Origin of the sequence: Mesorhizobium sp. M6A.T.Cr.TU.017.01.1.1, from assembly GCF_004023115.1 — a bacterium.
GTDB lineage: Bacteria > Pseudomonadota > Alphaproteobacteria > Rhizobiales > Rhizobiaceae > Mesorhizobium > Mesorhizobium mediterraneum.
The window spans coordinates 11944-35844 of record NZ_RZTA01000042.1; the positions used below are offsets into that span (position 1 = coordinate 11944).

The following is a 23901-nucleotide window of genomic DNA, read 5'->3' on the forward strand; positions in this document are numbered from 1 at the left end:
ATCGTGGCCCTTGCCAAGGGCGTTCTGAGCAAGGTCGACGGTAGTGTGTCCGACGTTCGCAGCGAGCGGCGCGTTATGACAGCTCTCTGTTATGATCTGGTCGGATCAACCGACCTGCTCGCAGTTCTGGATATCGAGGACTATGAAGAACTGATGTCGGCCTTTCGGCGTGCGGCAAGACAGGCAATCTCTTCGTGCTCGGGCGTTGTCGACAGCGAGGCCGGCGACGGCGGTGTCGCACTTTTTCCAGCAGAGATGGAGGCAAAGGACGCGGCTTCGCAAGCGATCCGGGCAGGACTCGAAATCATTGAAGCGTGCAAGCGGGTCGGGCTGGAGAAAGACCATACGGACCTACATGTTCGGGTCGGGATTGCCACATCCATGACCCTCGTTCACGGGGACGGCGGTGACCCGGCGCATGCCAGCGTCACCGGCCCTGCTTTGGCCATGGCGACGCGGCTCCAGGCTATGGCTCAGCCGGATGCAATATTGGTGTCCGATGAGACCCGAAATCTGGCGCGGCGGTCCCACGTTTTCAGTTTTCGTGGCATTCACGTTATTAAGGGTTTCGCGGAGCCGGCGCGGATTTGGCGTGCCATCAGCCACAAGCGGGACGTTGACCGCTTCTTCGCCTTCGGGCGCTTGAACAATACGTTTATAGGCCGTGGGGACGAACTGGCCACCATCGCCGCATGTTGGCATGATGCCGTCGCCGGCAAGGGCGGCGCCATTTTAGTTCAGGGTGAGGCCGGTATCGGCAAGTCTCGCCTGCTTTATGAAGTCCGCAAGAGGACACGCTTTCAGCGGGCAAAATTGCTGCTTTTTCAATGTCAGCCCGGCGGCTCCCACTCGGCCCTTTATCCTCTGCTGCAAAATGTTCGGAGTGACCTGGCTGGCAAAGAGGGTCGGCTGGAGACTTCAGACGTAGCGCAGGTCTTCGCAAATCAAAGCGTTCACGATGACGAAGTGGTCGACATCTTCTCGTTTCTACTTGGGGCTGAAGGGTCGAATCCCGGTCTGAAGGAGGCTGATCTCAAGGTCATCCGGGAGAAAGCCGCCTGGGCAGTTCGCAGAAGCATAGAAGCCATATGCGAACACGGACCACTCATCCTGGTTGTCGAAGACATACATTGGATCGACCTCACGTCGAGGCAATTGCTGGCGGAACTTGCACTCTTCATCCATAGGGTGCCCGTGCTTCTCATAATGACTGCGCGACCTGGGACTTATTTAGGGTTCCGGGACTTGCCGCATATTACTCTGAAGCCGCTCGATCGCGAGGAAACGCGACAGGCGATCATGGCCATGCGGCCGGAAATCGGGTCAGCCGCGCATTCGGAACTCATTAGCATGGTGGAGGAGGTAACCGGGGGCGTGCCTCTTTTCATCGAGGAAATCTGCCAATGGATCGCCGAGAATGCAGCCTCCATAACGGATCGCCTTGCGCCGGCCGGCTCATCGAGCCGAATATCGGTGTTTGAAGGCATCCTTCAAGCCAGGCTGGAAGCCCTGGGCCCTGCAAAGGATGTGGCACGAGCGGCCGCCGTCGCCGGCAATCGTTTCAATCTGGAATTGCTCCAGAAGCTGTTGCCGGAATACAGTGACGAGACGATCGGGAATGCACTGGACACCCTCATCGAGGCGGGATTCCTGATCCGGGTCAGGCCTTCCGGCGAGCCCGACTATGGATTTCGTCATGCCCTGATCCGGGAGACAATCTACAATGCATTGCTGCGGAGGAGACGGCAGGCCCTCCATCAGTCGCTTTTCTCCGCTGTCGGCCGCGACCGAAATCTGGCCCCGTGGCTGGGTACGGCTGAACTGGCAGACCATGCTGAACGCGCTGGCCTTATCGAGGAAGCGATCGATCAGTTCATCGCAGCCGGCCGGGAAAGTTACGTCCGCTCTGCAATGGCCGAGGCGAGACAGATTCTCGACCATGCCATGACCCTTTGCCAGCGAGTGAGAGGGCCGGACAAGCAGGATGTTTTGCGCCTCGCCGCGATGATGCCGCTCGGGCCGATACTTACAGCCACGGAAGGTCCAAACTCGCTGCCGGCCCGCAAACTTTACGAGGACGGGGTAGAGATCGCCAGGCGGCGGCCACTCGCCGAGCGTGCGAAGTGGTTTCCGATCTACTGGGGTTGGTGGTTCACCGGCCCCACCATCGACGGGGAACGCGCACGGGCCGTCCTCACCGACCTCAGGGATGTCGACGACCCCGAAGTGCAGTTTCAGGCCAGACACTGCGTTTGGGCAATCGAATTCAATCTTGGGCATCACAAGAACTGCATCGCGGCGGTCGACGAAGGACTTGCGCTCTATGGGACGGGCCAAAGGGCAGGGAATGCCACTCTGTTCGGCGGCCACGACGCCAGAGTCTGCGGCCTGTCGCATAGGGGTCTCTCTCAATGGTTTACCGGCCGGGCCGCAAGCGCAGTTCGGTCGTTGGCTGAAGCCAGGCGCTGGGCAATGCAAACGGCGCATGTTGGTAGTATCGCCCATGTCTACATCAACGAAGCGATGCTTGATTGCTATCGCCGCGATTTCTCGGCGCTGCGAGGCGTCATCGCCGATATCCGCGAATTGACGAAGCGCCACCATCTGCCCTCCCTTGCCGCCTTGGCGCAAATTCTCGAAGGCTGGTGCGAAGGAAATGCTGCTCGGGTAGAGCAAGGCAGGGACCAGATCAAAGAGGGCCTCGCGATCCACGGCGAACTCCAGACGCCGGAAGACTATCCTGTCTATTACGGCATGCTGGCGGAACTTCTGGCCCGGACAGGCGAGACTGACGAGGCCCTTACGCTTGTCTCTTCCGCGGCTGCGGAAGCCGAAGCAGGTGGCAGTCTTTCTTGGCTCGCCGAACTCTATCGGCGAAAGGCCCATCTCCTTCTACTTAGAGGTTCCTCAGGCATGGAGGTTGTTGCCGCGCTCTCCAAAAGCCTGGCTACCGCCGATGAACAAAACGCGGTGCCAATCCTGCTCAATGCATACGAGATGCTCAGGACATGGGGCGTATCAGAGGAACTATCCCGGCAGTACCGCAGTCGCGTCGACCTGGCGAAATCAGCCATCGAGCAAGGTGCGGCGTTGTTCGTCAATCTAGAACCAAGCCTGCGCCACTAGCCTGCGCGGCTGGGAGATCGGGAGCCTCCATGCTGGAACGATACGAGCGCTCGGGTCCTCCGCCGCGCGAAGCACTCATGCGGCTAATGACGATGCGCGAGCTCTTGGGCATCACACGGATTGCAGACATCACAGGTCTCGACGTGCTCGACATACCCGTGGTTCAGGCGGTCAGGCCTTTCTCCCTTTTAAATTCCGTTTCGCAAGGCAAGGGGCCGACCAGAACCGAAGCTGCGGTATCGGCCATTCTCGAGGCCGCAGAGTCCTACTTTGCCGAGCGCTTGGCGCACTACGACCCCATCGCGGCCTCCGCAGACTCCCTGAATATTCCTCCTGAAAGATTCGAAGCCCATCTCCAGCCAGGTGTCGACCCGGGCTGGCGCAGCAGGGAGATAGCTTGGATTCATGCCGAGAATATCCTCAAGGGTGGTCTGCAGGATTGGGTCCCATTCGAGCTTGTACACACTGCCTACGTGTTCCCGCCGCGGCCCCACGAGGAAATCTTCGCTTCATCGACGTCCGGCCTGGCGGCCTCCTTCGAGGAAACGGACTCTATTCTGCACGGGATAATGGAATGCATCGAGCGCGACGCACTCACGCGGGCGGAGCGAATCCATGGCTTTTTCCAGCGCCGTCGAATTGACCCGAGAACGATCGACGATCCGACAGTTGCGAGCCTTCTCGAAAGCCTGGAAGCCAAAGGCCTGCTGGTCGGGCTTTGGCACGCCCCCTCACCGCTGGGACTACCGGTGATCTGGTGCCATCTCATGGAGGATCGGCCGCCGGAAACTGCAATTCTTCACCATCCGGCAGAGGGCTCGGCTGCAGGTTTCGATGCCGCGTCCGCGATCGTTCACGCAATCTACGAGGCGGCGCAGTCGCGACTGACGGCGATCTCCGGCGCCCGTGATGACCTGACACGCGCGTCCTATCCAAAATATCCCGACTGGCAAAAAATTGCGGCGCACCGACGCCTCCTGTCCGACGGCCCTCGCGACGTACATTTCCATGCGATTGCCGGGCAGAATTACACCAGCGCCGGAAATAGGATGTCCGCTCTTCTCGCACAGATCGAGGGCGCAGGAATCGATACAGTGTACATGATTCAGCTCGATACGAGACCGCTCGGCGACCTGTCAGTCGTAAGGATCGTCATACCGGCCTTAACGCCGCTGTTGCATGGCTAGGCAAATGCGTCCCAAGCTGGTCTTTGCCGGTCCCACCCTGTCACAGGGCGAAGTGCTGGAAGTGGTGGAGGCGATCTGCCTTCCGCCGGCTGTGCAGGGTTCGATCATTGCGGCCGTGCAGCATTTTGATCCGAGTGCGATAGTCATCATCGACGGCGGCTTTCAGTCGGAGCCGGCGGTCCGGCACAAGGAAATCCTTTGGGCAATAGCGAAAGGTGTTCCGGTAATAGGCGCGGCGAGCATGGGGGCTCTTCGCGCTGCGGAACTCTTTCCATACATGCAGGGAGTGGGGCTCATCTACCGGTGGTATCGTCGTTTTGCGTTTGCGCCTGACGATGCAGTGGCCGTGCTGCACGGACCATGGGGGGTAAACTCCGCGCCCATAACCCACGCGCTGATCGATCTTCGCATGACTGTTCGCAGGGCCTGCCGTCGAGGCATCATTTCGGCTGAATACAGAACCAGCCTGGAGCGCGCCGCGCGAGCTCTCAATTTTCGCGAGCGCACGCTCGCCCGCATGGTCGGTGACGCCTTGTCATGCGAAGGTGATCTCGTTGTCGAGAAATATCAGGAGATCCTCGCCGCAGCTTTCGTTCAGCAAAAGAAGCAGGATGCGCGTGATGCACTCCGGCTATTGGATCACGGTTTATTCAAGGAGCCTGCACCCCTGCCAGATTTCCAATTGACGGCGGCTTTCTTTAAGGATCTCGACGAAGCCGGGTTAGAGATTTGAAAGCATCAGGGCGAGAATTCTCAATCTCAATTTACAATACGTAAGATTTTGCTAATGTATTAAAATGAGAGGGGCTGAGCTACTAGGAACGCTCGATCGATCCAACGATGAAAGTCGCTCCGTCGGCACGCGCTTCCTGCTATTTCCGCAGGTGCCCCACCTTGCCAATTACGGCACACCCGAGACCGTCTGGATATCGACCCCGCCGGGCCGGTTACGCCCCGGTCCGGAGGACCATCGCATCTATGTCCGCGATCCGCTCCTCGACAAGGAACCTTACGAGTATCCCTATCTGCCGCCCTTCGTTGGCGAGGTCTTCCCGTCGGCGGAACCCGCCTACGACGGTCACTTCGACCGGATTTCATTGAATTCACGTCAGTTCCTGGCGGCACACGCCTTCGGGGCAGTCAGCCGGGTCCTGGACATCTGGGAAAGCTACCTTGGGCGGCCGATTACCTGGTACTTCGCCGAAACCTATGAGCGGCTGGAGATCATTCCGTGGGTCGACTGGAACAACGCCCAGTCTGGCTACGGTTATCTGGAACTCGGCGTGGACAGGGCGCCCGACGGTCGAAATTATCCCTATGCCCTCAACTTCGATACGATTGCGCATGAGGTCGGCCACGCGATTCTGTTTTCCCTTTTTGGAGTGCCGGCAAATGGCTTGAAGACCGGCGACTTCGCGTCGTTCCATGAGGCGAGCGCCGACATAACGTCGCTTCTGTCCTTCCTGCATTTCGACAGCGGTCTCGACCGGCTGCTCCGCCACAGCAACGGCAACCTCCTCGTCCTGAACGAACTCAACCGCATCGCCGAACTGATCGGTGACCGGCAGATTCGCCTCGCCAGCAATTCGCGCCGCATGTCTGAAGTCTCCGACGAAATCCATGACAGGTCGCGGCCTTTCACGGGGGCGGTATTCGATACGATCGTAGACACTTACCACGCAAATCTCGTGGGTGATGGACTAGCCGACAAGCGGCTTCTCGAAATCGACATCAGGGATATCGACGAGGCCGCCATGCACCGCATCTCGGATTTCACAGCGCTGGCCTTCCGTGCAAGGCCGTTCCTGTTCAAGAGCGCGCTCACCCGCGCGCGGGACGACGTGGCGCTGGCTCTCGCACGGGCCTGGTCCGGCCTCGATGCGGACGATCTGACATTTGAGAATGCCGCGATGGCCATTGCCGAAGCCGGCAGCCGCATCGCGCCAGCGCTGGGCGCTAAGTTCGAGGAAAACTTCAGGTGGCGAGAAATTTCATGAACTGAATTGTCAAAGCGAGGAGGACTGACATGAGTGACGACTATCACCGTCCGACACTGACATTCCCCAACGGTGCATACAATGCAACGCAGGTCAGGCTCTACGGAATTGAGGCGGAAATTGGTATTTCCATTCCCGGACAGGCCAGCGAAATCTCGAACACCAACATTTATGTCCAAACAGCACATGACGTTAGCGCCGACGAACGGGAAGTCAACGCAGCGAAAGAAGTACTTAAGAAAGCCACATCGAATAAGGTCCGCCGCGGCATAATGCTCGGCCAAGGCAACTTGCCTAGTATACCGATAAGAGCCAGCTTCAGTATTAAATTGGATATAAAGGAATTTGGCACAGCCGTTGTGACTGTGACTGCACAAACATATATGCTGGGCAGCAAGCCAGAGAAAGAGCTTTCTTGCGGGTTGATTGTCGGCTACGCCTACGAAGGTCATACATTTGACCTGCCAAAACCCAAGATAATGCTAGTTAATAAGTTCCCAGAATTGGAGATTCCAAAGGATGACTCTGACTACAAATTGAAAGAAGATGCAGGTTATGCTGTCTGGATCGTTGATAAACTCGACCAATGCGTGGAGATTGAAATTAACCAAGGATTTGTCGAACAGCTTGTTCTGGAGGCCAACCTTCCGGGCAAGCGCTCACCGACCATGTATGCTGCGAGGCAGGCGCTCGGGCACCGCAGCGGCAGGCTGACTGAGTAGCGATAGATCCTGCTACTTCGCGGCCCGTCGAGGGGTTGTGTAGTCAGCCCGACCTTGGTGCGGTCGGAAACGATAACCTCACGGAGCTTGGGGCGTCGAGTTGGCCGCGGCGCTGCCCAATCAACTTCGGGGCTTGGCGCCCGGGCTCGGTCCGGGTCGCTTCGCTACAATTGTAGGAGGCGACGGGTCCGTTTTCGGCAGGTGAAACCGGCAAACGTCGGAGGCGAGATCCCAAGCCCATGGCGAAAGCCGCCCGGCAGTGTGCGCACAACCATCGGAAGATCGCCAGCACCGTCGCTGGAGCACTGCACGTCACGGACATGATCGCGCCTCGGTGCCCACGACGGTGCCACGACCGCCATAGCGTTCCTCCTTTGCCGCGAGCCGTGCGGTTCCCAGCCCGGAGAGCGACGTGTTTTGCGGGTCAGCGGTCATCGGTATCATGTCATCACAAGCACCCAGGGGCAGGTGAGCGGCGCAAGTTGTCTCGGCAACCGGACATTCATTCCGGCAGCAAGCAAAGTCGGCAATGGGTCAAAAAACCCGCCTATTCGCACGTCGTTGCCTCCGATCACCGCACGCACTGCATGGAGGTCTTTCGAAGACAGAATTCTTGATTCAGGTCTGCGTCCAGTGCTTTCGACGAGAAGGAGAAAAAGGCTCAACCAGTCCTCCCGACAGAACCGCCGGACGTCGGGATGCGCAATGGCTCGTCAAATCCGCTTTTAGCTCGAGCGCATGGCGATGCCTACGCAGCGGATAAACGCGAGATTTGCGTTCGCGCTCCCCGGTTAGCCGCTTCCTTGTCAAGGTTGATGATGTTCGATGTTTGTTCTATAGCAAGCTGTCGGTTGTGGTGGTCAGTTCAAAAAATTGACTTGTGCGGCACACCCGCTGCCTAGATGTTACGGACTTCGCATGAAGAGCCGATTACGAGGGGTAACCATGGTTCACACTGCACGCCTCCGCCACGATTCTTTGGCCGCCCCCTCCAGCAGAAACGTCCCTGCAAAATGGCTCGCCGCCGTGGCCTTCGCGGCGATCGGCTTGCTCGCGGCCCCGGCCGCACAGGCGCAGGAAGCGCCTCCCGCGCCCGTCGTCACGGTAGCCAAGCCGGTGGTGCGCGATATCGTCGAGGACGATGAGTTCGTCGGCCGATTCGAAGCCGTCGACCAGGTTTCGCTGCGCTCCCGCGTCGGCGGCTATCTCGACCAGGTCCATTTCCAGGACGGTACGTTGGTCAAGCAGGGCGACCTCCTGTTCACCATCGACCAGCGGCCGTTCAAGGCGGCGCTGAACCAGGCGCAGGCGCAGGTCGACTCGGCCAAGACCCTGGTCGAATTCAGCAAGATGCAGTTCGAGCGCGCCGAGACCCTGTCGCGCGAAGGCAACATACCGGTTTCGACACTGGACGACCGCCGCCGCGAATATCTCGCCGCCCAAGCGCAACTGGACGGCGCGGAGGCGGCACTTGAAAACGCAAGTCTCGATCTCGAATTCACCAAGATCAAGGCGCCGTTTTCCGGCCGGGTCAATCGCCGGCTCGTCTCGCCGGGCAATCTGGTGCAGGCCGACCAGACCGTGCTGACCACCATCGTCTCGATCGACCCGATCGACTTCTATTTCGACATCGATGAGCGGTCCTACTTCGCTTATGCGCGCGACGCCCGCGAGCGCGGCGGCGTCATGCAGGAGGGCGCCGGCGGCGTCGATGTTGTCGTCCGTGTCGCCGACCGTGATGAAGCGACGTTCAAGGGCAAGCTCGACTTCGCCGAGAACCGTCTGGACGAAGCTACCGGCACGATGCGGGTCAGGGCGCGCTTCGACAACAAGGACGGCGTGCTGCAGCCGGGCATGTTCGGCCGCATCAACGTGCCCGCCTCGCTGCCGCATCCGGGCGTGCTTCTGCCTGACGAGGCGATCGGCGCCGACCAGAACCGCCGCATCGTCTTCGTTGTCGACAAGGCAGGCCTGATCTCGGCCAAGCCGGTCCGCACCGGCCCGCGCATCGACGGCTATCGCGTTATCCGCGAGGGCCTCACCGGCGAAGAGACCGTGGTAACCAACGGGCTGGTGCGAGTGCGGCCGGGCGTCACCGTCAAGCCCGAGATGACCACATTGCCGCCCAAGGTTGAAGCCGAAGGGCAGACGCAATGAACTTCGCCCATTTCTTCGTCAACCGCCCGATCTTCGCAGTGGTGCTGTCGATCGTGCTCGTGCTCGTCGGCGGCATCGCCTATACGCAGCTTCCGGTCGCGCAATATCCCGAAATCGCGCCACCGACCATCGTGGTGCGCGCCTCCTATCCGGGCGCCGACGCCGAGACGGTCGCCGCGACCGTGGCGACGCCGATCGAACAGGAAATCAACGGCGTCGAGCACATGCTCTACATGTCGTCCTATTCCTCCGGCGAAGGCTCGATGTCGCTCACCATCACCTTCCGCCCCGGCACCGATCTCGACGCGGCGCAGGTGCTGGTCCAGAACCGCGTCTCGATCGCCGAAGCGCGCCTGCCGGAAGAGGTGCGCCGGCTCGGCATCACCACGGCGAAAAGTTCGCCCGACCTGATGATGGTCATTCACATGCTGTCGCCCGACGACACATATGATCAGCTCTACGTCTCGAATTATGCGCGTTCGCGCGTGCGCGACGTCCTGCTGAGACTGGACGGCGTCGGCGACGTGCAGATCTTCGGCGAGCGCGAATATTCGCTGCGCGTCTGGCTCGACCCGGAAAAGCTGTCCGCCTACGGCATGACCGCAGGCGACGTAGTCCAGGCGCTGCGCGACCAGAATGTCCAGGTGTCGGGCGGCTCGATCGGCGCGCCGCCGATTGGCGACGGCTCGGCCTTCCAGTATACGGTCACCACGCAAGGGCGCTTCGAAGACGCGCGCGACTTCCGCTACGTCATAGTCAAGTCGACCGAGGACGGCCGCTTGATCTCCCTGCAGGATGTGGCGCGCATAGAGCTCGGCGCCAGGGACTACGTCACCAATTCCTATCTCAACAACAAGGCGGCGGTGGCGCTCGGCATCTTCCAGCGGCCGGGCACCAATGCCTTGGCCTCGGCGGAAGAAATCCAGGAGACCATCGCGGCGCTTTCGGAGGATTTCCCGAAGGGGCTGGCCTACGAGATCATCTACAATCCGACCGAGTTCATCGCTGAATCTATCAACGAGGTCTATGTCACCATCGCCGAGGCGATCCTGCTGGTGGTGATCGTCATCATCGTGTTCCTGCAGTCGTGGCGCATGGCGATCGTGCCGATCGTGGCGATACCGGTCTCGCTGATCGGCACGCTTGCCGTGCTGCTCGCCTTCGGCTTCTCGCTCAACATGCTCACTCTGTTCGGGCTGGTGCTGGCGGTCGGCATCGTTGTCGACGACGCCATCGTGGTTGTGGAAAATATCGAGCGGAACATCCGGCTGGGGCTCGCCCCGCGCGCCGCTGCGCACAAGACCATGGATGAAGTGGGAAACGCGGTCCTCGCGATCTCGCTGGTGCTGATCTCCGTCTTCGTTCCGGCGGCTTTCATTCCCGGGATTTCCGGCCAGTTCTACCTGCAGTTCGCCATCACCATCGCGGTCTCCACCGCGATCTCCGCATTCAACTCGCTGACGCTTTCGCCGGCTCTCGCTGGCGTTCTTTTCAAGCCGCACACCGAGGAACATTCGAACTTCTTCCTGGCAAGGTTCGGCCGCGCTCTGGCGAACGGGTTCAACAACGGGTTCGACAGGATGGCGGACGGCTATGCGTGGCTGGTGCACAGACTGGTCGGCACGGCTCTGGCGCTTGCCGCCATGCTGCTCGTCTTCGCAGGACTGCTCTACGCGACCTATCACATGCTGCAGACGGTGCCGCGTGGCTTCATCCCGAACATGGACCAGGGTTATGCGATCGTCGTCGTGCAATTACCGGAGGGCTCTTCGCTCGCCCGAACGGACGCAATCATCCAGAAGGCGTCGGATATCATCCGCGAGACGCCGGGTGTCGCCAATGCCGTCGCCTTCGCAGGATTCAACGGCGCGACATTCACCAACGCCAGCAATTCCGGCGTGATCTTCGCGCCATTCAAGAGCTTCGAGGAACGGCTCGAGAGCGGCGATACTTCCGACAAGATCATCGGCACGCTGTTTGGCAGCCTGCAAAGCATCCAGGAGGCCTTCATCATCGCGCTGCCGCCGCCGCCAGTGCGGGGCATCGGCAACTCCGGCGGCTTCAAGATGATGCTCCAGGAGCGCAACAGCGCCGACATGCGGCCGATTCTGGCGCTGGCCAACGAAATCGCCGGCAAGGCCAACCAGACGCCCGGGTTGATGGGCGTCTTCACCACCTTCTCGGCCTCCAGCCCGCAATTCTTCCTGGCGATCGACCGCGACAAGGCGCGCATGCTGAACGTGCCGATCCCCAACATCTTCGAGACGCTGTCGATCAATCTAGGCACGGCCTACGTCAATGATTTCAATGCTTTCGGTCGCGTCTACCAGGTGCGGGCGCAAGCCGACCAGGCTTTCCGCATCGATCGCGACGACATATTGAAGCTGAAGGTGCGCTCGGCGGCCGGCGACCTGGTGCCGCTCGGCACACTGGTCGAGATCCGCGACGTCACCGGTCCCTCGCTCGTGCAACGCTACAACATGTATGTCTCCGTGCCGCTTCAGGGCAATGCAGCGCCGGGTGTCGCCACGGGCACGGCGCTCGACCTGATGGAGGGGATCGCAGCCGAATCGCTGCCGCAGGGCACTTCCTTCGAATGGACTGAACTCGCCTTCCAGGAGCGGCAGACCGGCAACACGGCGGTGTTCATCTTCGGCCTGTCGGTTCTGTTCGTCTTTCTGGTGCTCGCCGCGCTATACGAAAGCTGGATTACGCCATTCGCGATCGTGCTTATCGTCCCGCTCAGCGTGCTGGCCGCCCTCTTGGGCGTCGCCTTCCGCGGTCTCGACAACAACATCCTCGTGCAGATCGGGCTGATCGTGCTCATCGGCCTGGCGGCGAAGAACGCGATCCTGATCGTCGAGTTCGCGCGCCAAGGTGAGGAGCGTGGCCTTGACGCCGTCGAGGCGGCTGTCGAGGCCTGCCGGCTGCGGCTGCGGCCGATCCTGATGACGGCATTCGCCTTCATCCTGGGCGTGGTGCCGCTAGTGATCGCCAGCGGGCCTGGCGCGGAAATGCGCCAATCGCTCGGCACGGCCGTGTTCTCCGGCATGCTGGGCGTGACATTGTTCGGCCTCTTCCTGACGCCGGTCTTCTACGTTGCTCTGCGCAGGACATTCCGGCGCAGGCGGCCTGAAGCCGGCCCGACCTTGGCTTCCGAGAGCGGCGCAGCCGAGTAGACGCCGAGCCGATGAGGCGCCGGGTTCAGACTGAAGCCGGACCGGCGGGTTCCCGAATCTCGCGGAGGGATGGATCGGCGATCCATCCCTCGAGCGGATCGAGATGTTCCGGCGCGCCGTACGCTCGCTTCACATCGTCCACGCCCAAGCCGTCTGGATCGCGCAGAAAAGCGCATCTAGCCGATCGCCGCTGGGGTCGTCGGCCGGCCGACGAACAGGAGCGAAAATAGAGGATAGAAACAGGCACAAGATCGCTTCTCCTGCCCTTGGATCGTGGTCAAGTGTTGCCAACTACCCGGCGCTAGCCCGCGGAAATGTCGCTGCTATTCTGAGACGGGGGAAAAACCCGGAAATCGAGCAGACTGAATGGTGGGCCCGGAAGATGCATTAAAGCCGTTGATTTCATTGACTTTTTCGTGGGCCAAAATCAAAAAGCTTCCCGTATTGTTCCGCACGGTCCCGCGGCTGGTCATGGTCGTTCCTCTTTGCTCTCGATCAATGAATGCCCAATTCGTGCTGGTAGGCTTTGGGGGCACCGGCGAGGAACGACTATCGATTGGCCAAAATCACTAACTGCCAGGAGAACATAGAGGATTTACCCCATCTGGTTCTTCTGTCGAATTGACAACGCGGTGATTGAAATCGGAACCTGGTGCGACAAGAAGCGGGGATGGGAGGATAGCATGGGCGAGGATCTATCCGGTCATCATGCCGATCGCATTCAGGCCGCGATCGCTTCGGACGCGGCGGCGAAGTCCGCGCTGGTTGCCTCCTGGCGGCGGTCTTCCAGTTTGCACCGGCTCGATCCAGCCGATCGCAGTCCTCCCCGCTACCTAACGGATGCGGAATTGGGGGAGGCCCGACAACGCATCGAGCCGCTCATTCGGGCTGCCCAATCGAGCCTCGACAGACTCTATTTTGCGGTGGGCGGGGTCGGGTGCTGTGTCCTGCTCGCCGATCGCAACGGGGTGCCAGTAGAACGGCGCGGCGCGCCTGTGGATGACGAGACGTTTCATTCCTGGGGGTTGTGGACCGGCTCCGTCTGGAACGAGGAGAGCCAGGGCACCAACGGGATCGGCACCTGTCTGGTCGAACAGCGTGCGCTGACGATCCACCGCGACCAGCATTTTCAAACGCGCAACACGGGGCTGAGCTGCACCACTGCTCCAATCTACGATCATGAAGGGAATCTTGTGGCCGCGCTTGACGTCTCTTCCTGCCGGGCCGATCTGACCGAGGCCTTTGCCAGTCTTATTTCGGTGGCAGTGGTCGACGCGGTGCGTCGGATCGAGGCCGAGAACTTCAGGATGGCGTTTCCCAAGGCGCGAATTCTTTTGGCGCCGGTGACCGACAAGGCGCTGATCGCCGTTGATGCGGACGACCTTGTGGTCGGCGCGACCCGGTCGGCTCGCCTGGCGCTTGGAATTACCCAACATTGTCTCGACAAGCCGATGCCCGCAACCGATCTGCTCGGTTGGGCTGAGAGCGGCCACGAAGTTCTCGCCGAAGCGGAGCGCGGTGTTCTCCAGCGGGCGCTCGCGCGCGCAGACGGAAATGTGTCGGCTGCGGCTCAGGCGCTTGGCATCAGCCGCGCGACGCTTCATCGCAAGCTCAACCGCCTGGATGTCCACCGGTCTCACTGACCTTCGAATCCTCGCCTGACTGTCGCAATTCTGCGACACATCCCGCTCGGCCACTGTCGTCGACACGGTGACAATCGCGGCGGAAATCGCAAGTCTCTCTTCCGAAGCGTCGCATCCCGCGACGTCAGCTTTGGGAGGAATACACATGAACAAGGTTGAATTCTCACGCTCGGTCAAGGCGCCCTTCGACAAGCGCTACGGCAATTTCATCGGCGGCAAATGGGCCGAGCCGCACTCCGGCCGCTACTTCGAGAACTTCTCGCCGGTGAACGGCCAGCTGCTGTGCGAGGTGGCGCGTTCGGATGCCCACGACATCGAGGCGGCTCTGGATGCGGCGCACGCGGCCAAGGATGCCTGGTGGCGCGCAAGCGTGGCCGAGCGCTCGCTCGTCCTCAACCGCATTGCCGACCGCATGGAGGAAAACCTCGATCTCCTCGCTCGCGCCGAAACTTGGGACAACGGCAAGCCGATCCGTGAAACGACCGCGGCTGACCTGCCTTTGGCCATCGACCATTTCCGCTATTTCGCCGGCGCCTTGCGTGGCCAGGAAGGCAGCCTTTCCCAGATCGACGACGATACCGTCGCCTATCATTTCCATGAGCCGCTCGGCGTGGTCGGCCAGATCATCCCCTGGAACTTTCCGCTGCTGATGGCATGCTGGAAACTTGCTCCCGCGCTCGCTGCCGGAAACTGCGTGGTTCTGAAGCCTGCCGAGCAGACGCCGGCCGCCATCTTGCTGTGGGCCGATCTTATCGGCGATCTGCTGCCGCCGGGCGTGCTCAACATCGTCAATGGCTTCGGCCTCGAGGCCGGCAAGCCGCTCGCATCCTCGCCGCGCATAGCCAAGATCGCCTTTACCGGCGAGACCACGACGGGCCGGCTGATCATGCAATATGCCAGCCAGAACCTGATCCCGGTCACGCTAGAACTGGGCGGCAAGTCGCCCAACATCTTCTTTAGGGATGTCGTCGCCGAGGACGACGATTTCTTCGACAAGGCGATCGAAGGCTTCGTCATGTTCGCGCTGAACCAGGGCGAGGTCTGCACCTGCCCGAGCCGCGCGCTCATTCACGAATCGATCTACGACACGTTCATGGAACGCGCCCTCAAGCGCGTCGAGGCGATCGTGCAGGGAGATCCGCTGGACCCGGCGACGATGATCGGTGCCCAGGCCTCGTCCGAGCAACTGGAAAAGATCCTGTCCTACATCGACATCGGCCGCCAGGAAGGAGCCGAGGTTTTGACCGGCGGCGCCCGCAATGTGCTGCCCGGCGATTTGGCGGGCGGCTACTACGTCAAGCCGACGGTGTTCAAGGGCCACAACAAGATGCGAATCTTCCAGGAGGAGATTTTCGGGCCGGTGGTTTCGGTTACGACCTTCAAGGACGACGACGAAGCGCTGGCGATAGCCAACGATACTCTCTACGGCCTCGGCGCCGGCGTCTGGACGCGAGATGCCAACCGTGCCTATCGCTTCGGCCGCGCGATCCAGGCTGGTCGCGTCTGGACGAATTGTTACCACGCCTATCCCGCACATGCAGCTTTCGGCGGCTACAAGCAGTCCGGCATCGGACGCGAGACCCACAAGATGATGCTCGACCACTATCAGCAGACCAAGAACATGCTGGTAAGCTATAGCCCGAAGAAGCTCGGCTTCTTCTGATCGCCTTTTGGCTCACAGGCGCGGCTCCGCAGGGGGCCGCGCCCAAACTGGAAATCGAAAAAAGCGATGCATGCCAAGGTCACGGCAACGCCGGCAGCGCTTGAACTGATTGCGGAGATCGTTGCCGAGCACGGTCCGGTGCTGTTCCATCAATCCGGCGGCTGCTGCGACGGTTCTTCGCCGATGTGCTATCCGCGTGCCGGCTTCATCGTCAGCGACCATGACGTGCGGCTCGGTCACATCGGCGAAACGCCGTTCTACATCGGTGCGTCGCAATTCGAGGCCTGGAAACATACCGACCTCATTATCGACGTGGTGCCTGGCCGCGGCGGCATGTTCTCGCTGGACAACGGGCGGGAGAAGCGGTTCCTGACGCGGTCGACGATCTGCGCCGTTCAACCGTGATGAGGGTGCATCGGCCTGCTTCCTCTTTGTCTCAGCGCAACCAGCATCCCGCGAAGCGGATGCAATATGTCCGCTTCCAAAGCGCGGACAAGCAGCATGAAACACAAATTCAGCGACGATGCGACGATGGACGAAATCATGAGTAGGTCGCCGGCGGCCATCCGGGTCGTGCTCCAGCACGGCATGCTTTGCGTCGGCTGCCCGATTGCTTCGTTTCACACAGTTTCTGACGCGGCACGGGAGCACGATCTGAGTGAAGAAGAACTCCGTTGCGACCTGCTGGCGGTGACGAACGCCGGCGACCCGGATTAGCCTTTTTCTTCACGGCCCTCCGCGATTAGAAGGAGTCGGTGAGGTTCGACCACGGTCACCCGCTGGCGTCCGCTTTTGACCAATCCCTGGTCTTCCCATGCCGAGAGCAGCCGGCTCACTGTATGGAGCGTTGTTCCCGTCATCTCGGCAATGTCCTGACGTGAGATGGGGAAGTCGATCAGGATGCCTTCCTCGGTCTTTTTGCCCGTCTGCTTGATCAGCTTGAGCAGCGCATGGGCGACGCGCTGATCCACCTGCTCGGTGGACATCTCGATGACGCGCGTATGGGCATCCTACAGCCTGCTGCCCACGGCCTTGTAGGTGTTGGCGCTGAAGCTGGGGAAATCGGCGGCGAATGCCGGCCACAGGCGGCTCGGCCAGGCAAGAACTACGCAATCGACGGCAGTTATCGCATTTGCCGGATAAGTGGTGCGGCCAAGCGCATGGGCGATGCCCATCAACTCGCCTGGACTAATGTATCGCACCGTCACCTCGTGGCCGTCAGGCGTCGATTTCACGACGCGCACATGTCCGTCGAGCAGCAGGAAAAACGAATGTGCTTCCTGCTCCTGCTGGAACACCGGGTGGTCCTTGGCAATCCTCTGTGACCGGGCCTGGCCGACAATACGGTCGAGATCCGTGGCGGCTATGCCTTCAAAGACAGACAACCCGGCAATCAGCGAGCGATCGAGGCTACCCAACTCCGTTCCTCCCGACTTGACCACGGCAACGCATCCAGGTCGCCTGGTCGGAGAATGTCTCATGGGCGACCGATGGGCGGCAAGAGGCGCGCGCCTTTCCTGAAATTCCCGATCTTGTTTGCGCAGCGGCAAATTCCGTCTGCCAGGCCAGGATAGAACGACCGAAGTGGCAGCCGTCGACATGACCTGTCACGTCCGCCCGTAGCTTTCATTTCAGGGGATATCATGGCAATTCCACGCACGCGGCCAAGCGCCTATCCGGCAGTTCTCTCTTACGGTTTCCGGCCATTTTTTCTCCTCGGTTCCCTGCAGGCCGGCGCAGCTATCCTGTTCTGGCTGCCTTTGTTCTACGGCAAGCTCGAAGCCTCCAGCTTCTTCTCGCCCGTGGACTGGCATATCCACGAGTTGCTGTTTGGTTATCTGGCGGCTGTTGTGACGGGTTTCCTGCTAACTGCAATCCCGAACTGGACCGGACGTCTTCCCGTGCAGGGCCCTCCCCTGCTGGCGCTCGCATTGCTTTGGTGCGCGGGACGGTTCGTCGTCTTCTTTTCGGCGGAGACAGGCTGGTTGCTCGGCGCCGTCATAGACTGCGCCTTTCTTCTCGCGGTTGTCGCCGCCGTCGCAACAGAAATCATCGCCGGCCGAAACTGGCGAAACCTCAAGGTCCTTCTGCCTGTGACGGTGCTTCTGGCAGCGAATATGACGTTTCATGCCGAGGCGCACTATCAAGGCGTGTCCGACATCGGCCGCCGCCTCGGTCTTGGCGCAGCGGTGGTCCTCATCATGATCATAGGTGGCCGCATTATTCCCTCCTTCACCCGCAATTGGCTGGCGCGCGAGAGACCGGGACGGCTTCCGGTCCCGTTCGGCAGGTTCGACGTGGGAGCGATTACGCTCTCAGCAGCGGGATTGATGGCCTGGGCCTTTCTTCCAGACAGTGCTGGCACCGGGGCAATGCTGATCTTGGGGGCGATTCTCAATACCATTCGGCTTGCCCGGTGGGCCGGAGACCGAGCGCTGCGCGATCCTCTGGTGCTGATCCTGCATGTCGCGTTCGCCTTCGTGCCGATCGGCCTCCTGATTGCCGGCCTCGCTGTCTTCGTGCCCGAGAAAGTGCCCGCAGTAGCCGGCATTCATGCGTTCGGCGTCGGAGCGGTGGCCTGCATGACGCTCGCCGTCATGACCCGCGCCACGCTCGGACACACAGGTCGCGAACTGCGGGCAAGCATCGGCACTTGTGTGATCTTTGTCGCGATCGCGCTTGCGGCCCTCTTTCGCATCGGTGCTGCATTCTCACCGGCGCAAGCGATGCTTCTCCACATTTCGGCGGCGCTATGGGTCGCATCCTTCATCGGCTACGCGGGCCTATTCGGCGGGATGCTCATTCGACCACGTTTGCAAGTGAGGCAGCCGAGAACCGCCGTTTGAAGGCCGACCGGCTCCTTAGACCAGGCAGCTCTCTCCCATGCACATTTCGCATGCCAATTTGCGCCAGCGCAAATTTCCAAGTCTCTCGGTCACGTAGAAGAGCGCAACGGTTGATGCCGTGATGAACAAAGAAAGGATCCCCCATGAAATTGCCACTGATCGCCGCGGCCATCGCCCTGCTCTCCATCGCCGGTGCGGCAAATGCCGAAGAACATGTCGTGCAGATGCTGAACAAGGGAGAGAAGGGCTCAATGGTCTACCAGCCTGCCTTTGTTCGGGCGGCGCCTGGAGACACGATCAAGTTCGTGCCGACCGACAAGTCCCACAACGCCGAAAGCATCAAGGGCATGATCCCGGACGGAGCTGAAGCTTTCAAGGGCAAGCCCAACGCGGAAATTGCCGTGACCGTGACCCAGGAGGGGGTCTATGGCGTGAAGTGCGCTCCACACTACGGCATGGGCATGGTCGCACTGATCGTGGTCGGTAAGCCTATCAACCTGGCAGCAGCGGAAGCCGTCAAGCAGGTCGGAAAAGCCAAACCAGTATTCGCCGAACTGTTCGCCGAAGTGACCAAGACCGCCTCTAACTAACCTTTTTCACAGATCCCCTCCGGTTCGGCGGCCGGGGGAAGGCCGGGTGGACCAGGGGAGAGGTCCAGCCCGGCCTATTTCATTCCCGATTTCATGCAGCAGAGCCGATGCCCTCCGATCTGATGGGAGTTGCCCTCTCTCAGGCGCGGCTTCCCATCCGGTTCGGCGTCCACGTTGGTACATGCAGTCTCCAAAACACAGAAAATTGCATCAACGTTTTGGATTTGCGTTAGCGCAAAGACTTGGCCGGAGCCGAGACTATTCTGACGACATCGAATGGCCGAAACCAAGGAGATGGAAATGCTTACGAGACGCGAAGCTTTGTTGGGTTCTGTTCTTACCGCAGCCGCGGTCGCCACTGTTGGTGCAATGCCGGCCGTGGCAAGCGCCAAGGATGTCGCCGGGCTGCCCCGTGAAAAGGTAACCATGGTCCCGCCGCCGTTCGTCCATGCTCATGATCAGGTCGCCAAGGGCGGTCCAAAGGTCGTCGAATTCATCATGACGATCGAGGAAAAGCCGGTGGTTATCGACGCCGACGGCACGCAGCTCAATGCAATGACCTACAACGGCTCGATTCCCGGTCCTCTGATGGTCGTGCATGAAGGCGACTATCTCGAGCTCACGCTCGTCAACCCCGACACCAGCACCCTCGCCCACAACATCGATTTCCACGCCGCTACCGGCGCGCTTGGCGGTGGCGAATTGACGCTGGTCAATCCGGGCGAGCAGGTCACGCTGCGCTTCAAGGCGACCCGGAGTGGAACGTTCGTCTACCACTGCGCACCCGGCGGCGCGATGATCCCATGGCACGTGGTGTCGGGCATGAGCGGGGCGGTGATGGTGCTGCCGCGCGACGGCCTCAAGGACGACAAGGGCAGGCCGGTCCGCTACGACCGCATCTATTACGTCGGCGAGAACGATTTCTACATCCCGCGCGACGAGCAAGGGCAATTCAAGAAGTACGAGTCGGCCGGCGACAATTACGGAGAAACCATGAGGGTCATGCGCGGGCTGATCCCGACGCATGTCGTGTTCAACGGCAAGGCCGGTTCCTTGACCGGGGACAATGCCATGAAGGCAAAGGTCGGCGAAACGATATTGATCGTTCATTCGCAGGCGAACCGCGACACGCGTCCGCACCTGATCGGCGGGCATGGCGACTTTGTCTGGGAACAGGGCAAGTTCGCCAACCCTCCCGCGAAAGACCTGGAAACCTGGTTCATTCGTGGCGGATCGGCCGGCGCGGCGCTCTACACGTTCCTGCAGCCAGGCATCTACGCCTATGTGAACCATAATTTGATCGAGGCAGTCGAACTCGGCGCGACCGCGCACTTTACCGTCGAGGGAAACTGGGACGACGATCTGATGATGCAGGTCGAACCGCCCAAGGCGATCGCCTCGTAGACGGGAGATCCGATCCTCAGTGCAACCCGGCGGCGGAGCCAAAGGGTTGTACTCGCAGCCGGACTTGATGCCATGTCCTTCGACCCTGTCTTCACCTTCGGGACAATTGCGGCTGCCACACTGATCAGCATGGGCATAGCCCATACGTTCGGCGAGAGTCCCCTGAAGTTCTCCCAACCGGTCGCCGTAAGCGAACTGGTGGTCCTGGGACCCGGCTCGTTTGAGCACCCACAGGCTGGGGAATTCCTCAAGGAGAACCATCCTGTCGCAGCGCCCGTCGTGCAAACCTCCATCGACGCGCCACTGGAAATCATGAAATACCAAGTCAGTGTATCGGAATATGGACGTTGTGTGGCGGACGGCGCCTGCAAGCCAGCAGACGCACGCAATGTCGGACACCTTCCGGTCACCGGTGTGAGCTATCTCGATGCCGAAGCCTACGCGAGGTGGTTCTCGGCGCGGACAGGAGGGACATGGCGGTTGCCGACAGACGTGGAGTGGGCCTATGCGGCCAGTGAACGGTTCCGAGGTGACATTGAGGGCGGCGAAAGCGACCCGAACAACCCGGCGCGCCGGTGGCTGACACAGTATCGCCTGGAGGCCTCGCTCGGACGGAAACCTGATCCAGAGCCGAGGGCTCAAGGGTCCTTCGGTACCAATTCAAAAGGCCTAGCGGATATTGCGGGAAACGTCTGGGAATGGACCTCGACATGTTATTCCCACGCCACGATAGATATTGATGGTAAGCGGACCGCGAGTTCGATCGACAATTGCGGCGTGCACGTCGTTGAGGGGTTCCACCGCACCTATATGTCGAACTTCATCCGGGACGGAAAGAGCGGCGGTTGCGCAGTCGGCACGCCGCCCGACAATCTGGGTTTCCGGCTTGTCCGCGACCAGCCCAGTCTCGTGCAGGTTGCCCTTCGACGCCTGGGCTTCTCCTGACAGCATAAACAAGAGTGCATGATGACATTGAAATCAGCTTTGGATCGGGCGCGCCCGATCGCGGAACAGCCTCTGAACCATACTGGCGTCGATCGAAAGTCTGTCGGAAAACTGGTCCGCGAATTCTACGCAAAAGTCAGAAGCGACGAGCGTCTGGGGCCGATTTTCGCGCGCGAGATCACCGGCGACTGGGAGCCCCATCTCGAGAAAATGACGGACTTCTGGTGTTCCGTCATCCTCAAGAGCGGCGATTATCACGGACGCCCGGTGCCGGCGCACCTCAAACTCAAGGACGTTACCGAGGCCGATTTCGAGATCTGGCAGGGCCTGTTCGGCCAGACGGCGGCTGAACTCTTCGCTCCGGAGCTGGCGGCGGTGTTTGTCGACCGAGCCGAGCGGATCGCGACAAGCCTGAAGCTGGCGATGTTCTTTCGTCCCGCTCCCGCCGAGACCGTCTGTGGCGAACAGGCTGGCCTCGGCGAAACTCGGCCGGTTTTGATTTCGCGCAAGGAACGCACCCCGAGAGATTCCTAATTTCGTCGCATGGCCCTCAATCTCTTCGTCGGCACGATCGTCATAAGCATGACGGTCCTGATTCATACCTTCGGTCTGATCGCCGTTACCCATGCGATGGGGCATCTGGTGGCACGGTTTCGCATGCACGGTCGCCGCAGCCGTATAGTCGCGATGATCAGTGTAGTGATGGGGCTGTTTGCCATCATAACCACTGAGGTTTGGCTATGGGCAGGGCTCTACCGATTGCTCGATATCTTTGCCGACTTCGAAACCGCACTGTATTTCTCGACCGTTACCTTTTCGACGGTCGGCTATGGCGATGTCGTACCCGCTCACGGGTGGCGCGTGCTGGCGGCGCTCGAGGGGGTGAACGGGTTTCTGCTCATTGGCTGGTCGACCGCCTATCTGATCGCGGCTGGCACCCGAATCGGCCCATTCAAGACCGGGGAGCATTTCTGATCAGGCCGGTGCTCAGACTGCCACCGAATGCTTGGCTTTACCGGTTTCGAAATATTTGTCGAACCTGGCCGCTATATTGCGAACAAAGGGACGATTTTCCACCGGCACTACGAAACTGTCGCCATTCAGTTCCAGCAACCGAGCAGGATCACGAAGGGCGACGGAACTCGCCTGGAGCAGAAGCTTCTGGCCGATTTCGCCGAAGCGTTCGACCAGATCGATCGCCGAGAAGGCGAAATCGCACATCAGCCTTTCGATAATCCAGCCGCGCACGCGGTCATCTTCCGACAACTCGATGCCGCGCACGGCAGCCAGACCTCCCTGGTCCACCATGCGTCCGTATTCGGCGGTCGCCGGCATGTTCTGTGCATAGCCCTGGCGGAACTGGCTGATCGATGAAGGACCAAGCCCGATCAGTGTCTCACAGCGATCCTCGGTATAGCCCTGGAAGTTCCGGTGCAAGGTTCCGGTCCGTGCCGCAACGGCCAGCGCATCACCGGATCTGGCGAAATGATCGAACCCCACGGGTTGATACCCTGCCTTCAGCATAAGGCCAGCGGCAATTTGCGATTGAGCGAAGCGTTCGACCGAATTCGGCAGCCACGCTTCGTCGATCATCGTCTGGTGCTTCTTGAACCAGGGCACATGCGCATAGCCGAAAAGCGCCATCCTGTCCGGCTCCAGAGTCAGCGCCTGCGCCACGGTGGAGGAGACGCTGTCCCGGGTCTGATGCGGCAAGCCGTAGAGCAGGTCGAGATTGACTGATTCGACGCCGCGCGAACGAACGCCCTCGACTACCGCTTTGGTCTGCAGAAAGCTCTGCTCGCGGTTGATCGCCTTCTGCACCTTAAGATCGAAATCCTGGACGCCGAGGCTCGCCCGCGTCATGCCGATTTCGGCGAGTGCACCGAGGCGAGCATCGTTCATATCGTTGGGTTCGATTTCGACACTGATCTTGGCGCCGGGAAGAAACTCGAAACTGTTGCGCAGGACAGTTCCCAGCGCCACCATATCCTCGGGTTTGAGCATCGTCGGCGAGCCACCGCCGAAATGGACGGCACCCACACGGCCCTTGCCTCCGACAAGACTGGCGACGGTAGCTATTTCAGCGTGCAGTGAGCGCAGATACGTGGTCACCGGTTCGTAATGGCGTGTCTGCTTGGTGTGGCACGCACAGAACCAACAAAGCTTGTCGCAGTAGGGGATGTGCAGGTACAGCGAGATCTCGCAGCCATCATCGAGCCCCTGCAGCCAACCACGATAGACGGCAGCATCAACGCCTGAATGAAAATGCGGCGCGGTCGGGTAACTGGTGTAGCGGGGGACATTCTCGCCAAGTCTGGCAGCCATTTCCGGTCGCATGTCGCCTTCCATCATCCTTGCAAGGCTGAATTCTGGCTGCAGATCCGCACCGTCGCCTTGATTTCGGTCAAGGCCCTCCGCGGACAAACTGCCGCAATAGATTTT

Annotated in this window: 18 protein-coding genes and 1 pseudogene; 17 read left to right on the top strand and 2 right to left on the bottom strand. The window is 60.5% G+C overall.

Annotation, left to right across the window (positions count from 1 at the left end; translation table 11 throughout):
• Positions 1 to 3: 3 nt before the first annotated feature.
• From EOB36_RS15710 to EOB36_RS15765, 11 genes are all read left to right on the top strand, one after another.
• Complete coding sequence (locus tag EOB36_RS15710; RefSeq protein WP_164897530.1) at positions 4 to 3126, top strand: AAA family ATPase; 3123 nt, start codon at positions 4 to 6, stop codon at positions 3124 to 3126.
• Positions 3127 to 3155: 29 nt separating this feature from the next.
• Entirely contained in the window at positions 3156 to 4313 is a 1158-nt protein-coding gene (locus EOB36_RS15715; RefSeq protein WP_164897531.1) for a YcaO-like family protein, read from the top strand.
• Between the two features lie 4 nt (positions 4314 to 4317).
• Positions 4318 to 5046 (top strand): TfuA-like protein, encoded by a 729-nt coding sequence (locus tag EOB36_RS15720; protein WP_164547140.1) that lies wholly within the window; start codon positions 4318 to 4320, stop codon positions 5044 to 5046.
• A gap of 151 nt (positions 5047 to 5197) precedes the next feature.
• A complete protein-coding gene (locus EOB36_RS15725) occupies positions 5198 to 6310 on the top strand; it encodes a hypothetical protein (RefSeq protein ID WP_245467812.1) in 1113 nt (370 codons plus the stop codon).
• A 29-nt stretch (positions 6311 to 6339) separates the two neighbouring features.
• On the top strand, positions 6340 to 7032 hold the full coding sequence (locus tag EOB36_RS15730) for a hypothetical protein (RefSeq protein WP_126105389.1): 693 nt from the start codon (positions 6340 to 6342) through the stop codon (positions 7030 to 7032).
• 945 nt (positions 7033 to 7977) lie between these two features.
• Positions 7978 to 9189, top strand: coding sequence for an efflux RND transporter periplasmic adaptor subunit (locus EOB36_RS15735; RefSeq protein WP_245467814.1), 1212 nt, complete (start codon positions 7978 to 7980; stop codon positions 9187 to 9189).
• The gene (locus EOB36_RS15740) at positions 9186 to 12368 is read left to right on the top strand and encodes a multidrug efflux RND transporter permease subunit (RefSeq protein WP_128285190.1); all 3183 of its coding nucleotides are present in this window, start codon (positions 9186 to 9188) and stop codon (positions 12366 to 12368) included. The genes EOB36_RS15735 and EOB36_RS15740 overlap by 4 nt, the downstream gene beginning before the upstream one ends.
• A gap of 683 nt (positions 12369 to 13051) precedes the next feature.
• A complete protein-coding gene (locus tag EOB36_RS15750) occupies positions 13052 to 14011 on the top strand; it encodes a helix-turn-helix domain-containing protein (RefSeq protein ID WP_126105387.1) in 960 nt (319 codons plus the stop codon).
• A gap of 145 nt (positions 14012 to 14156) precedes the next feature.
• Positions 14157 to 15674 (top strand): aldehyde dehydrogenase, encoded by a 1518-nt coding sequence (adh, locus tag EOB36_RS15755; RefSeq protein ID WP_128285191.1) that lies wholly within the window; start codon positions 14157 to 14159, stop codon positions 15672 to 15674.
• Between the two features lie 66 nt (positions 15675 to 15740).
• Positions 15741 to 16079 carry a DUF779 domain-containing protein gene (locus EOB36_RS15760; RefSeq protein WP_127292052.1) on the top strand — a complete coding sequence of 113 codons (339 nt, stop codon included), beginning with the start codon at positions 15741 to 15743 and terminating at the stop codon, positions 16077 to 16079.
• Between the two features lie 96 nt (positions 16080 to 16175).
• Positions 16176 to 16391, top strand: coding sequence for a DUF1858 domain-containing protein (locus EOB36_RS15765; RefSeq protein ID WP_128285192.1), 216 nt, complete (start codon positions 16176 to 16178; stop codon positions 16389 to 16391).
• On the opposite strand, the pseudogene EOB36_RS15770 reads toward EOB36_RS15765, so the two are convergent.
• Positions 16388 to 17092: pseudogene (locus EOB36_RS15770) on the bottom strand (Crp/Fnr family transcriptional regulator). The gene EOB36_RS15765 and the pseudogene EOB36_RS15770 sit on opposite strands and share 4 nt — an antisense overlap.
• Positions 17093 to 17317: 225 nt before the next feature.
• Here EOB36_RS15770 and EOB36_RS15775 point away from each other — a divergent pair.
• The 6 genes from EOB36_RS15775 to EOB36_RS15800 all read left to right on the top strand — a co-directional run bounded on the left by EOB36_RS15775 (position 17318) and on the right by EOB36_RS15800 (position 22434).
• Positions 17318 to 18520 carry an NnrS family protein gene (locus EOB36_RS15775; RefSeq protein ID WP_128285193.1) on the top strand — a complete coding sequence of 401 codons (1203 nt, stop codon included), beginning with the start codon at positions 17318 to 17320 and terminating at the stop codon, positions 18518 to 18520.
• 143 nt (positions 18521 to 18663) lie between these two features.
• The gene (locus tag EOB36_RS15780; protein ID WP_095488977.1) at positions 18664 to 19110 is read left to right on the top strand and encodes a pseudoazurin; all 447 of its coding nucleotides are present in this window, start codon (positions 18664 to 18666) and stop codon (positions 19108 to 19110) included.
• Between the two features lie 300 nt (positions 19111 to 19410).
• Complete coding sequence (gene nirK, locus EOB36_RS15785; protein WP_128285194.1) at positions 19411 to 20514, top strand: copper-containing nitrite reductase; 1104 nt, start codon at positions 19411 to 19413, stop codon at positions 20512 to 20514.
• A 72-nt stretch (positions 20515 to 20586) separates the two neighbouring features.
• Entirely contained in the window at positions 20587 to 21459 is an 873-nt protein-coding gene (locus EOB36_RS15790) for an SUMF1/EgtB/PvdO family nonheme iron enzyme (protein ID WP_095488976.1), read from the top strand.
• Between the two features lie 21 nt (positions 21460 to 21480).
• On the top strand, positions 21481 to 21993 hold the full coding sequence (locus EOB36_RS15795; protein ID WP_245467816.1) for a group III truncated hemoglobin: 513 nt from the start codon (positions 21481 to 21483) through the stop codon (positions 21991 to 21993).
• 9 nt (positions 21994 to 22002) lie between these two features.
• Complete coding sequence (locus EOB36_RS15800; RefSeq protein ID WP_127205142.1) at positions 22003 to 22434, top strand: potassium channel family protein; 432 nt, start codon at positions 22003 to 22005, stop codon at positions 22432 to 22434.
• Between the two features lie 12 nt (positions 22435 to 22446).
• Here the strand turns inward: EOB36_RS15800 and hemN are convergent, their stop codons facing one another.
• Positions 22447 to 23796, bottom strand: coding sequence for an oxygen-independent coproporphyrinogen III oxidase (gene hemN, locus EOB36_RS15805; RefSeq protein WP_128285195.1), 1350 nt, complete (start codon positions 23794 to 23796; stop codon positions 22447 to 22449).
• Positions 23797 to 23901 lie beyond the last annotated feature (105 nt).